Below are 12,877 nucleotides of genomic sequence, written 5' to 3'. Positions count from 1 at the left end.
GGGTTCCCTCCTAGCTTTCTTTTAATTAGCTACCTCTATCAGAGAAGTTAGCTTTTAATTTTTTATTAGTTTAGCTTACGCGACTCTCCTGAAAGAGCCGCTTCCGCTTTTTATTGAATCTATCTCCAGCGGTTAGAATGTTCGGTGGCTTCGCTTTTTCCTACGAGGCACAAATCGCCTCTACGTCAAAAGCTCCATCCCCCTCTCATTCTGAACGAACCGCTTCCGCTTTTTAATACTATTCTAACGCTGCTGCTCCACCAACGATTTCCGTAATTTCTTGCGTAATCGCTGCCTGACGCGCACGGTTGAATGAAAGTGTAAGTGAATCGATAACTTCCATTGCGTTGTCTGTAGCACTCTTCATTGCTGTCATACGCGCTGCGTGCTCACTTGCTTTACCGTCTAGTAATGCACCGTACACTAAGCTTTCTGCGTATTGTGGCAATAGTACTTTTAAAATTTCTTCTTCAGAAGGTTCGAATTCATAAGCTGTCGTCGGTTTGTCAGACGCCACATCAGTAAGCGGTAAAATTTTATTTTCCGTTACCTCTTGTGAAATTTTACTTACGTAATGGTTGTAGTAAATGTACAGCTCATCATAAGCACCATCTGCGAACATCGCAATTGCTCGAGAAGCAAGGTCTTTAATATCAGTAAATGATGGGTGGTCAGATAATCCAACTACTTCATCAATAATGTTAAAGCCGCGACGTTTTAAATAATCACGTCCTAGTCGTCCAAGCACAATAATAGAATATTGGTTTGAATCCATATTATGACGTTCACGAATTACGTTACTTACTGTACGTAATACGTTACTGTTATAACCACCTGCTAGTCCGCGATCAGACGTAATAACGATGTATCCTGTACGCTTTACAGGACGCGCATTTAGCATTGGATGATTAATCCCTTTGCTTCCTTGCGCAATGCTCGCTACTACTTCTTGAATCTTTTCCATATACGGAACGAAAGATTTAGCATTTTGCTCTGCACGGTTTAACTTAGATGCAGATACCATCTCCATCGCTTTCGTAATTTGACTCGTTTTCTTTGTCGAGTTAATCTTCGCTTTTATATCGCGTAAAGATGCCACAGGTTTTCACCACCTTTTTTCCGGAAGTTGGCACGATTAGTAAGAATCCTCTTCCTAATCTACGTTGCAAGATATTCTTGCTCATGATTGAAGGAAAAGAATAGGTGCACCTACTCTTTTCCTTTACATGACCTTTAGCAATCTCAGAGCCCGAGATGCCTTTTATATATACTATCTAGCTCCAGCGGCTTGAATGAGCCGCTTCCGCTTTTATTAATCTAGTTCCGCCTCCTAGCCCCTTTCGTCTAAGAACCTTCCCCACAAGAAGGTAAAAAGCACCTTCTGTGAGAAAGAACCTTAGCCGATGGGGCTGAACAGTCGGCTCCACTTTTTATTATTATTCAGAAGCTACGAATACTTTTTTAAATCCATTGATTGCTGCTGCAAATTTGTCGTCATCCGCAAGTTTCTTAGTTGTGCGGATTTCTTCTAATAAGTCAGTCGCATTAGAATCTAACCAAGCATGGAATTCTTCTTCAAAACGAGTGATATCTACTACTGGGATATCATCTAGGAATCCACGTGTTAAAGCGTAAAGAATGATAACTTGTTTCTCTACACGTAACGGTTTGTGTAATCCTTGTTTTAATACCTCAACAGTACGAGCACCACGGTTTAATTTCGCTTGAGTTGCTTTATCAAGGTCAGAACCGAACTGAGCGAACGCTTCTAACTCACGGTAAGATGCAAGGTCAAGACGAAGTGTACCTGATACTTTACTCATTGCTTTAATCTGAGCAGATCCACCTACACGAGATACAGAAGTACCCGCATCGATCGCTGGACGTACGCCAGAGAAGAATAGGTCAGATTGTAAGAAGATTTGTCCATCCGTAATAGAAATTACGTTTGTTGGGATGTATGCTGATACGTCCCCTGCTTGTGTTTCGATGAAAGGTAGTGCAGTTAAAGAACCGCCGCCTTTTGCATCACTTAATTTTGCTGCACGCTCTAATAAGCGAGAATGTAAGTAGAATACATCCCCTGGGTAAGCTTCACGACCTGGAGGACGACGTAATAGTAATGACAGCTCACGGTAAGCCGCTGCTTGTTTTGATAAGTCATCATATACTACTAATACGTGTTTACCATTGTACATGAACTCTTCACCCATTGTTACACCAGCGTAAGGAGCTAGGTATAGTAATGGAGCTGGTTGAGAAGCAGATGCAGTTACAACGATTGTGTATTCTAATGCACCGTGCTTACGTAGTGTTTCTACTACGTTACGTACAGTTGATTCTTTTTGTCCAATTGCTACGTAGATACAAATCATGTCTTCATCTTTTTGGTTAATGATTGTATCAAGTGCAACTGCTGTTTTACCAGTTTGACGGTCACCAATGATTAACTCACGTTGACCACGGCCAATTGGTACAAGAGCATCGATCGCTTTAATACCTGTTTGAAGTGGCTCATGAACAGATTTACGATCCATTACACCTGGTGCTGGACTTTCGATTGGACGAGTGTTTGTTGTATTGATTGGGCCTAAACCATCAACTGGTTGACCTAATGGGTTTACAACACGACCAATTAGTTCTTTTCCTACTGGTACTTGCATGATGCGACCAGTACGACGAACTTCGTCACCTTCACGGATTTCTGTGTAAGGTCCTAAAATGATAATACCTACGTTGTTTTCCTCTAAGTTTTGTGCTAGTCCCATAACGCCGTTAGAGAACTCTACAAGTTCACCAGCCATAACGTTATCAAGACCATGAGCACGCGCGATACCGTCACCAACTTGGATAACTGTACCAACATCACTAACTTCGATTTCAGACTGATAGTTCTCGATTTGTTGCTTTATCAGTGCGCTAATTTCTTCAGCTCTGATGCTCATGTGCTTCACCCCTATCTATTCTTCATTAATTCACGCTGAATACGTGCTAATTTTCCTTGTAAACTTCCGTCATAAATGCGATTTCCAATACGTACTTTAATTCCGCCTAGTAAATCTTCATCTACAACATTTTTCACGCGAATTGCATCTTTTCCCGTTCTCTTTGCAAATGCTTCAGCAATGTTAAGCTTCTCTTCTTCTGATAGAAGACGAGTAGAATATACAGTTGCATCCGCTACATTACGTTCTTCATTAGCAAGAACAACATATTCATCTGCAATTTCAGGTAAGATATCAATGCGTTTGTTATCAATTAAAATATATAACGTATTTAAAATAGATTCAGAAACAGATCCGAATACGTTTGCAAGAAACGTTTTCTTTTGTTCCTTTGAAATGTTCGGTTGCGTTAAAAAGCTATGTAGTTCTCCGTTCTTTACATAAACGTTTTGTACAAGGCGTAATTCCTCTTCAAACATTTCTAATACGTGTTTTTCTTTTGCAATTTTAAAAAGAGCGACAGCATAACGTTTTGCTACAATCCCATTGCTCATCGCGCTTCTCCTACTTCTTTAATATAATCGCGAATTAACTTCACTTGATCTTCTTCTTTTAATTCTTTTTCAATTACTTTAGAAGCAATTTGAACAGATAAAGAAGCGACTTGTTCTTGTAAAGCAGCAATTGCTTGCTCTTTTTCGCGTTGAATTTCTTGTACAGCAGATGCTTTAATTGATTCTGCTTCTTCTTTCGCAGCAGCAACAATAACATCCTTTTGATCTACAGCTTGCTTTTTCGCTCTTTCGATTAACTCTTGTGCTTCAACACGCGATTGTTTTAACATCTCACGTTGTTCTTCTACTAATTTCTTCGCTTCAGCATTATTTCTTTCTGCAGCGTCGATTTCATTAGCAACATGCTCTTCACGTTCTTTCATAATTCCCATTAAAGGACCCCACGCAAATTTGCGTAGCATTACTAATAGAAGTAAGAAAATGAACAATGTATAAGCAATCGTTCCAAATGGAATGGAAGCTCCTAATAATAAAGTTGGCACAAGGATTCACTCCCTTCAAAATATCTAAATTGATCATATGAAAAAAAAAGACATACGTTTCGTTCATAAAGCAATGGCGAAGAAAGTTCGGAAAAACACTCTTCGCCATCTATGTAAGGGGAGTCTCCCTTATTTGTTCATTACGATGAATGCAATAACTACACCGATGATTGGAAGTGCCTCAACTAAAGCAACCCCGATGAACATAATTGTTTGAAGTGCGCCTTTTAATTCTGGTTGACGAGCAACACCTTCGATTGTACGTGATACGATAAGACCGTTACCAATACCTGCACCTAATGCTGATAAACCAATTGCAATTGCAGCTGCGATTACACCTAAACTCATTTAATTTGTCCTCCTTTGTATTATAAAAAAATAAATTTTTTCTTACTTAAATTATATTAATGGTCATGGCTTACTTTATGAGCCATATAAACCATCGTTAACATAACGAAAATAAATGCTTGGATTGATCCAACGAATACACTGAATCCCATCCACGCTAACATTGGTACAAGCGCACCTAATGCCCCAAGGACTGATGCTCCGCCCAACTTAGCAAGTAATCCTAATAAGATCTCACCTGCATAAATGTTACCAAATAAACGAAGACCTAACGTTAATGTGTTAGCAAACTCCTCAATAACCTTTAATGGGAATAAGAATTTCATAGGTTGGAAATAACCTTTTACGTACTCTTTCGTACCCTTCATCTTAATTCCATAATAATGGGTGAGGGTAACTACCATCACGGCTAATGTTAATGTAACTGCTGGATCAGACGTTGGTGATCTCCACCATGCAATATGTTCGCCAGCTTCAGTTGCTGAATACATGAATGGTAAACCAAGGAAGTTCGATACGATGATAAACATGATAAGCGTAACGCCAAGCGTTAAGAAACGTCCACCTGTTTTCCAGTCCATCGTACTATTGATAATCCCTTTCACGAAGTCAAACACCCATTCCATGAAGTTTTGCATCCCGGTTGGGCGAAGAGCTAAGCTGCGAGTTCCGATAACAGCGATTAAGAAAACAATAACTGCTGCTACAGTAACCATCATAACTGATGACAAATCGAACGTTAAACCTAGAAATTCAACTAATTTACCGTGTTCCACTAGTAATTCACCTCTCTTCCCTGCTCTTATACTCTAAATAAAGAAAATCTATGATCATGACAAGGTATCCTGTCAGCAATCCTACACCTAGGCCCCACATCGCGATTAACTCTTGATATTTGGCTGCAAATAAAATTAATAACCCAATCGTGGCGAATCTTGAATATGTACTTACCGCTGTTGCTTTGAACTTCACGTTTTCTCCATTTGTTACGCGATCTAGCAGCTTGTCTGTTCTACGTGCAATGATGCGCAAACTAAGAAAACTGAAAATCGTACCGATAATCAGTCCAAGAAATACATCCTTGTAAGAGGTAAATCCCCATCCTAGCACTAGAAGCGCAAGCAAGTAGTACATATATTTCTTTTGTCTTTGGACAAGTCCATGTACGTCTATCATCATTGCTCTCCCGAATAGTAATGTCGAATGAGTCGAATCATTGCGTATACCCCTGTTCCTAGTCCGAGTAATAACCCTATAATAAGAAACAACGGAAACGTTCCAACCTTATTATCAATCCACTGCCCACCAAAGATTCCAACAAGAATAGAACCGACTAATTGAGCAAGAATACCTGACATTAAAGCATAAGCTTTTATATGGCTGCGATCGTTTTTTTGCAAGGATTCATCCCTCCAATATGTAACCCTCATTCACGATGTGTTAATAATAACTCATTTTTTTGCATAAATCCTATACAAAACAAAAAGTTTACATTTTCGTCACGGAATAGATGTAATTTTGTCACTGAAAGCCCTACCATCTATCCCCGTTGTTAGCATACAATAGGGTATTAACAGTGTCAACGAGAAATCGTAAAAAATCTAAAAATTTGAGTATTAGGCATTTCCTCCCAAAAATGAAAACGTTCCCCTTCTAAATACTGGTTACATATATGCAATTTCTAACAGTTTTCTCTTTATAATAGAAGGAAATGTTCACAAGTTTGTCACTATTATATTTTCGAGATATAACGCTTTTCTTCCATAATATAGTGTTCCTCAGACGTAAGACTTCTATATTATATGTGAGGTGTATGCAACTTATGTTGTATATACGATGTATATTTATCCTCTCCCCCTCCCCTACTTGCTTACAGCAAAAAAAGACGAGCTGGGGAATCTCCCCTGCTCGTCAGTTGTCTTACTTCGTTCCGAATAAACGGTCACCAGCATCACCAAGACCTGGTACTACATATCCGTGGTCATTTAATTTCTCATCTAATGCTGCTACATAAATATCAACATCAGGATGTTCTTCTTGTACTACTTTTACCCCTTCTGGAGCTGCAACGATACACATTAATTTAATTTGTTTCGCACCGCGCTTTTTCAGAGAGTTAATTGCTTCAGCCGCAGAACCACCTGTTGCTAGCATCGGATCTAGTACGATAAAGTCACGCTCTTCTACATCCGTTGGAAGTTTCACATAGTATTCTACCGGTTGCAATGTTTTAGGGTCACGGTATAAACCAACGTGTCCTACTTTTGCTGCTGGAATTAATTTCAGAATTCCATCAACCATTCCTAAACCTGCACGTAAAATCGGAATTAAACCAAGTTTTTTACCAGCGATCACTTTTGTTGTCGCTTTGCTTACAGGTGTTTCAATTTCAATGTCCTTAAGTGGAAGGTCGCGAGTAATTTCGAAAGCCATTAAGCTTGCTACTTCGTCCACTAATTCACGAAAATCTTTCGTACCTGTATTCTTATCGCGAATATATGTAATCTTATGTTGAATTAACGGGTGATCAAATACATACAGTTTTCCCATGTGAATCTCTCCTTTAGATGATATTCATGCGTTTGCACGCTTTTTTACACTATTTACGATTGTAAAGAAAACGCTACTAATATTCAAGGGCAAATTTGGCAAAATCATGATTTTACAATGAATCTATCTAGTATCTTTACCAATTATGGGAGCTGTATCCTTCATTATATCGCCAAAATTTATTCATCATTTGTATACATACTTTAAAAATAATATATGTCCAAAAAAAAGACCGCCAAAACAATTAAGTCTCGGCAGTCTTCTTCAATCTATTATAGATTTGGATACATTGGGAATTTGCTAGTTAACGCTTCTACACGCTTACGTGCTTCTTCTAATGCAGCTTCATTTTCATGATTTTTTAATGTATAAGCAATAAGTGACGCAATTTCATCCATTTCTTCTAAACCAAAACCACGAGATGTTACAGCTGCTGTACCGATACGTACACCACTTGTTACAAATGGGCTTGCTGTTTCAAATGGAATTGTATTTTTGTTCACTGTAATACCAACTTCATCTAATACGTGCTCTGCTACTTTACCTGTGATTTCTAAGTTACGAACATCAATCAAGATTAAGTGATTGTCTGTTCCGCCAGAAACAAGTGTAAGTCCTTCTTTTTGAAGACCTTCAGCTAAGCGGTTCGCATTGTTAATGATATTTTGTGCATATGTTTTGAAATCATCTTGAAGTGCTTCACCAAATGCAACAGCTTTTGCAGCGATTACGTGCATAAGTGGACCACCTTGAATACCAGGGAAGATTGATTTATCAATTTGTTTTGCAAATTGCTCTTCACATAAAATCATACCACCACGCGGACCACGTAACGTTTTATGTGTTGTCGTTGTAACGAAATGTGCATGTGGTACTGGATTTGGATGTAAACCAGCAGCTACTAAACCTGCGATATGTGCCATATCAACCATTAAATAAGCGCCCACTTCATCTGCAATCTCACGGAATCGCTTGAAATCGATAACACGAGGGTATGCACTTGCACCTGCAACGATTAATTTTGGTTTATGTTCTTTCGCTTTTGCTAATACATCATCGTAATTAATACGGTGAGAGTCAGCATCCACGCCATATTCTACGAAATTATATTGTACTCCACTGAAGTTAACAGGGCTTCCGTGTGTTAAGTGACCACCATGAGATAAGTTCATACCAAGTACTGTATCGCCTTGCTCTAAAATCGTGAAGTATACTGCCATGTTCGCTTGTGCACCAGAGTGTGGTTGAACATTTACGTGCTCTGCGCCGAAAATTTCTTTCACGCGATCACGTGCGATATCTTCTACTACGTCTACGTGTTCACAGCCACCATAGTAACGTTTTCCAGGATATCCTTCAGCATACTTATTCGTTAAAACAGAACCTTGTGCCTCCATTACTGCTTCACTTACGAAGTTTTCCGAAGCAATTAACTCAATCTTTGAACGCTGTCTTCCTAGTTCTGCCTCAATTGCAGCAAATACCTTTTCATCTTGACGTTTTAAATGATCCACCAAAATCCCCCTTTTCTGAACGAATTACATCGATTCCCAATAGTTTTTTCTTATTTATTCAGAAAAAACGAAAATTCAGGTTGTAATTCTTTCGAACCTTCATGTTTTCAACTACATTCTAACATGACTTTCTATATCATAAAAGAAAAAAAAGACCGAAAATCGGTCTTTTCTTTCTTCTATTATAAAGTCAGACAACATACCTTTTATCTTATGATAAACAGGTACTATATGACTTCCTAATTTCTCATATTTAACGGCAAGTGGTAGTCTCTTCCACTGCCGCATAGACAGCACGTGCTCCACCAATTAGTTTTCCACGTGTTTTGGCCATCGTTACATGCGCACTTCCAATTTCCTTCACACTTGTACGAACCGGAACAGCTACATGCTTTAAATGCATACCGATAAATGTATCACCAATATCCATTCCTGCATCAGCTTTAATAAACTCAACTACTACCGGATCTTTCAAATTGTGATACGCGTATGTCCCCAATGCACCACCTGCTGATCTAACAGGCGTAACTGTTACAATTTCAAATTGATATTTTATCGCTACTTCTCTCTCAACTACTAAAGCACGGTTTAAATGCTCACAACATTGAAACGCTAATTCAATACCTGTTTGCTCTTGAAATTGTTTTAACTCAGAGAAAATCGCCTCTGCTACTTCCATCGTTCCTGATGTTCCAATTCTTTCGCCTAGCACTTCGCTCGTGCTACAACCCACTACAAAAACTTGACCGCTTTGTAATGAAGCTTGTTCTTGGAAATCAGAAAGCGACATTTGCAGCTGTTCTCTTACCTTTACGATTTCTGTCATTACGCCTCTTCCTTTCACAGGTTGGTTCACCAAATTATATTTCACACTACTGATAGTTAGAATCTATTACTTTGTTTCGTATGTTTTAATTTTTCCTACGCGGTTTTCGTGACGACCACCTTCATAATCAGTTGTTAACCAGATTTTCGCGATATCACGCGCTAGACCAGCACCAATTACACGCTCGCCCATTGCTAGCATGTTAGTGTCATTATGCTCTCTCGTCGCTTTCGCGCTGAAAGTATCATGAACTAACGCACAACGGATACCATTTACTTTGTTTGCTGCGATTGACATACCAATGCCTGTCCCACAAACTAAAATACCACGATCTACTTCACCATTCGCTACCATTTCAGCTGCTGGAAACGCAAAGTCAGGGTAATCAACAGAACCAGCTTCACATTCACAACCTAAATCAATATATTCAATATTTAACTCTTCTAATAAACTTACAAGTTCTTTGCGGATATTCATACCACCGTGATCAGATGCTATTACTACTTTCATTTTTACCCCTCCAAAGTTTCAATCAATTATCTTCATTTCACACTCGCTACCTCATATAGGAAGAAGTGATCTCCAATATCGTATTATACACGAAACATCAACCTACTGAATGTTTTTTCAGTAAAGTTTGTACAAGTTTTTCCATCTCATCTAACGTTTCTTTATAAATAGAAAGCGAGCCTCCAAATGGATCTGAAATGTCCTTGCCTATACCTTCAGTTAATCCATATAACGTATTTAATTTCTTTTCAACGCTCGGATAATGCCCAAGTACAATTTGCTTATGGTTTTCTGTCATCGTTACGACAATATCAGCCCAATCAAGCAAAGTTTCATTTACTTGCTGCGCCGCATGATCAATTGAAATTCCTTTTTCAGCTAAAGCTTCCTTCGCATGTACCGATGCATCGCTCCCAGGATAGGCGAAAACACCAGCAGATTGCACTTCAAACTTATCTCCTCCGTGATGACGAAGCAACGCCTCAGCCATTGGACTACGACATGTATTGCCAGTACAAACAAATAACACTCGTTTCATTCAAACCCACCCCTATATTCGATTTCTTATCATTCATCATAACTTACATTAGAATAGAACAAAAGAAATGTGAATATACAAAAGGCGCATTTCTCTTATATTTTTTCTAAGAAAAATGCGCCTTATCCACATATATGTGAAACCCTATTTCCAAGTGCCTAGAGTATTTTAACATACATACTGAACACGCAACAAAAATAAGGAATCCATTTCATACGAAACGGATTCCTCTTATATTGCAATTATTTCATTGTAACTTTCATTACTTCTGTTGAACCTTTTGTAGCTGCTACGCCTACAGTTGTCTTAATAGACTCAGCTGCATCTGTGTTTGTAATAACAATTGGAGTAATTGTGCTTTTCGCTTTTTCACGGATTAATTCTAAGTCGAATGAGATTAATTTATCTCCAGCTTTTACAGCTTGGCCTTCAGAAACGTGAGCTTCGAAACCTTCACCTTCCATTTTTACAGTTTCTAATCCAACGTGGATTAAAATTTCTGTACCGTTTTTCGCTTTAATTCCGATAGCATGTTTTGTGTGGAATAATTGTACGATTTCACCATCAACTGGAGATACAACTACACCTTCAGTAGGATCAATTGCAACACCGTCACCCATCATACGACCAGCAAATACTGGATCTGGTACTTCTTCAATATTTTTCACTGCTCCAGTTAATGGAGCTACGATTGTTTCTTCATTTGTTTTTGAACCAAGACCGAATAATTTTTTAAACATAGGATAGTCCTCCTTATAATTTACCTAAAAGTTTATAGGGCAATCCCTAGTAAAACTCGGGATACATGTAAGACTTCATACTTCGAATATTATACTGTAAAAACGCTTTCGAAATAAATTATGTCATTACTAATAGACTCTTATTGTAGCGCTTCACAAAATTCCAGTCAATTCTGATTGTCTGAATAACAATAAGAAGTTAACTTCTATTTATATTTTCTCTTTTTTTGTCCAACTTGTCTAGAGGTCTTTACTACATTTTATTTTTTGTTGTTAATTTGTAAAATTTAATTCAAACTTTTTTCAAAATCCACTTGACTATAGTAAGTAACTATTTTATTATTACTTACGTAAGGTAAGTTAATAACTTTTAGGAGGTTTTAAAAATGATGGATTTCGGTCTACTTATTATTCGTCTTATTATAGGAATTACATTCATGGGTCATGGCGCTCAAAAATTATTTGGTTGGTTCGGCGGTTACGGTTTAAAAGGAACAGGTGGCTGGATGGAGTCAATCGGTTTACGTCCTGGTGTATTTATGGCATTTATGGCTGGCGCAACTGAATTACTAGGTGGTTTCTTATTCGCATCAGGTATTTTCATTGTAGTTGGTTCATTATTTATCGTTGGAACAATGTTAATGGCTATCTTCACTGTTCACGGAAAAAATGGTTACTGGGTAACACAAAACGGATATGAATATAACTTAATGTTAATCGCTGTCGCTGTTGGTGTAGCTTTAATCGGACCTGGCGCATACGTTTTACTTTAATTTTTATCTCAAATTTGAGATTCTTGAAAAAGAACTTACTTCATTACAATTGAAGTAAGTTCTTTTTATGAAACAAAATATTATTTCCAGCAGGATTTTCTCATCGTTATCTTGTAAACAAACAATAAGTATTCATATTTAGAAAGGGGATTACAAGCATGTTATCCATTAATCCAAATGAACAAACTGAAAAAGATAATTACAAATTACTTACCGGAAGTATCATCCCTCGTCCTGTCGCATTCGTTACTTCTGTAACAAAAGAAGGTGTACTAAACGGAGCACCATATAGTTATTTCAATATTGTCGCTGCTAATCCACCACTTATCTCAGTATCTGTACAACGAAAAGCAGGAGAAAGAAAGGACACTTCCCGAAACGCAATTGAAAAAGGAGAATTTGTCGTACATATTTCTGACGAATCATATGTAGCAGCAATTAACGAAACAGCAGCTAACCTCCCGCCAAATGAAAGTGAAATTGAACTAGCAAAACTAACACCAATCGAAAGTGAAGTCATCTCTGTTCCAGGTGTAAAAGAAGCAAATATTCGAATGGAATGCGTATTAGAACGTGCAATTCCACTTGGCGGAACGGAAGACTCACCAGCTTGTGATCTACTAATTGGACGAGTCGTTCGTTTCCACGTTGCCGAACATCTATATGAAAAAGGGCGCATTCACGCAGAAGGACTCAAACCAATAAGCCGCCTAGCAGGACACAACTATGCAAAATTAGGAGAACAATTTGAATTAGTTAGGCCAGTTTAAAAGCGAAAGCGGCTCGCTCAGAATGGGAGGGCATTGGAGCTCTCGACCTTGAAGCGCTTTTTGCTTCATGCGAGAGAGCGAAATGACCGGAGATTCTAGCCGCTGAAGCTGGATAACATCTAAAAGCGGAAGCGGCTCGTTCAGAATGGGAGGAGGATGGAGCTTCTGACGTAGAGGCGCTTTTTGCCTCACAGGAAGACGCGAAGCCACCGACCATTCTAGCCGCTGAAGCTGGATAACATCTAAAAGCGGAAGCGGCTCACTCAGAATGGGAGGGGGATGGAGCTTCTGACGTAGAGGCGCTTT

General features: G+C 38.6%; 17 protein-coding genes. 2 read left to right on the top strand and 15 right to left on the bottom strand.

Translation table 11 applies throughout. The annotated features are described in order from the left end of the window. Window positions 1-238 precede the first annotated feature (238 nt). The 15 genes from atpG to ACS2QP_RS24995 form a co-directional block, all read right to left on the bottom strand. Window positions 239-1,099 carry a F0F1 ATP synthase subunit gamma gene (atpG, locus tag ACS2QP_RS25065; protein WP_000157696.1) on the bottom strand — a complete coding sequence of 287 codons (861 nt, stop codon included), beginning with the start codon at window positions 1,097-1,099 and terminating at the stop codon, window positions 239-241. 337 nt (window positions 1,100-1,436) lie between these two features. Further along, window positions 1,437-2,945, bottom strand: coding sequence for a F0F1 ATP synthase subunit alpha (gene atpA / locus ACS2QP_RS25060; RefSeq protein ID WP_000027518.1), 1,509 nt, complete (start codon window positions 2,943-2,945; stop codon window positions 1,437-1,439). A gap of 11 nt (window positions 2,946-2,956) precedes the next feature. After that, window positions 2,957-3,499, bottom strand: a complete 543-nt coding sequence (atpH, locus tag ACS2QP_RS25055; protein ID WP_000064683.1) for a F0F1 ATP synthase subunit delta — start codon at window positions 3,497-3,499, stop codon at window positions 2,957-2,959. Beyond that, complete coding sequence (gene atpF, locus ACS2QP_RS25050) at window positions 3,496-4,002, bottom strand: F0F1 ATP synthase subunit B (protein ID WP_001142624.1); 507 nt, start codon at window positions 4,000-4,002, stop codon at window positions 3,496-3,498. Before atpF ends, atpH begins: the two co-directional genes overlap by 4 nt. Before the next feature lie 129 nt (window positions 4,003-4,131). Next, the gene (gene atpE / locus ACS2QP_RS25045) at window positions 4,132-4,350 is read right to left on the bottom strand and encodes a F0F1 ATP synthase subunit C (RefSeq protein ID WP_000052064.1); all 219 of its coding nucleotides are present in this window, start codon (window positions 4,348-4,350) and stop codon (window positions 4,132-4,134) included. A gap of 56 nt (window positions 4,351-4,406) precedes the next feature. Further along, window positions 4,407-5,126 carry a F0F1 ATP synthase subunit A gene (atpB, locus tag ACS2QP_RS25040; RefSeq protein WP_000399871.1) on the bottom strand — a complete coding sequence of 240 codons (720 nt, stop codon included), beginning with the start codon at window positions 5,124-5,126 and terminating at the stop codon, window positions 4,407-4,409. Window positions 5,127-5,133: 7 nt separating this feature from the next. After that, window positions 5,134-5,526 (bottom strand): ATP synthase subunit I, encoded by a 393-nt coding sequence (locus ACS2QP_RS25035; protein ID WP_000567600.1) that lies wholly within the window; start codon window positions 5,524-5,526, stop codon window positions 5,134-5,136. Further along, on the bottom strand, window positions 5,526-5,750 hold the full coding sequence (locus ACS2QP_RS25030; RefSeq protein ID WP_001171223.1) for an AtpZ/AtpI family protein: 225 nt from the start codon (window positions 5,748-5,750) through the stop codon (window positions 5,526-5,528). The genes ACS2QP_RS25035 and ACS2QP_RS25030 overlap by 1 nt, the downstream gene beginning before the upstream one ends. A gap of 26 nt (window positions 5,751-5,776) precedes the next feature. Further along, the gene (locus ACS2QP_RS25025) at window positions 5,777-5,890 is read right to left on the bottom strand and encodes a DUF4024 domain-containing protein (RefSeq protein WP_000232962.1); all 114 of its coding nucleotides are present in this window, start codon (window positions 5,888-5,890) and stop codon (window positions 5,777-5,779) included. Window positions 5,891-6,270: 380 nt separating this feature from the next. Further along, entirely contained in the window at window positions 6,271-6,900 is a 630-nt protein-coding gene (upp, locus tag ACS2QP_RS25020; protein ID WP_000517539.1) for a uracil phosphoribosyltransferase, read from the bottom strand. 272 nt (window positions 6,901-7,172) lie between these two features. Continuing rightward, window positions 7,173-8,414, bottom strand: coding sequence for a serine hydroxymethyltransferase (gene glyA, locus ACS2QP_RS25015; RefSeq protein ID WP_000349805.1), 1,242 nt, complete (start codon window positions 8,412-8,414; stop codon window positions 7,173-7,175). 253 nt (window positions 8,415-8,667) lie between these two features. Continuing rightward, complete coding sequence (locus ACS2QP_RS25010; RefSeq protein WP_000136386.1) at window positions 8,668-9,240, bottom strand: TIGR01440 family protein; 573 nt, start codon at window positions 9,238-9,240, stop codon at window positions 8,668-8,670. Window positions 9,241-9,306: 66 nt separating this feature from the next. Further along, window positions 9,307-9,750, bottom strand: a complete 444-nt coding sequence (rpiB, locus tag ACS2QP_RS25005) for a ribose 5-phosphate isomerase B (RefSeq protein ID WP_000869542.1) — start codon at window positions 9,748-9,750, stop codon at window positions 9,307-9,309. Window positions 9,751-9,847: 97 nt separating this feature from the next. Then, window positions 9,848-10,288, bottom strand: a complete 441-nt coding sequence (locus ACS2QP_RS25000) for a low molecular weight protein arginine phosphatase (protein WP_000832373.1) — start codon at window positions 10,286-10,288, stop codon at window positions 9,848-9,850. A 242-nt stretch (window positions 10,289-10,530) separates the two neighbouring features. After that, a complete protein-coding gene (locus ACS2QP_RS24995; protein ID WP_000473665.1) occupies window positions 10,531-11,028 on the bottom strand; it encodes a PTS sugar transporter subunit IIA in 498 nt (165 codons plus the stop codon). Between the two features lie 386 nt (window positions 11,029-11,414). Between ACS2QP_RS24995 and ACS2QP_RS24990 the strand changes: the two genes are divergently transcribed. Further along, window positions 11,415-11,801 (top strand): DoxX family protein, encoded by a 387-nt coding sequence (locus ACS2QP_RS24990; RefSeq protein WP_000968616.1) that lies wholly within the window; start codon window positions 11,415-11,417, stop codon window positions 11,799-11,801. Between the two features lie 158 nt (window positions 11,802-11,959). Further along, complete coding sequence (locus ACS2QP_RS24985) at window positions 11,960-12,571, top strand: flavin reductase family protein (protein ID WP_000949055.1); 612 nt, start codon at window positions 11,960-11,962, stop codon at window positions 12,569-12,571. Window positions 12,572-12,877 lie beyond the last annotated feature (306 nt).

The organism is Bacillus cereus group sp. Bce019 (assembly GCF_051781745.1).
In the GTDB taxonomy this organism is placed as follows: domain Bacteria; phylum Bacillota; class Bacilli; order Bacillales; family Bacillaceae_G; genus Bacillus_A; species Bacillus_A cereus.
Note: the sequence above shows the minus strand (reverse complement) of the source record. Positions and strands in the feature narration are given on the sequence as shown.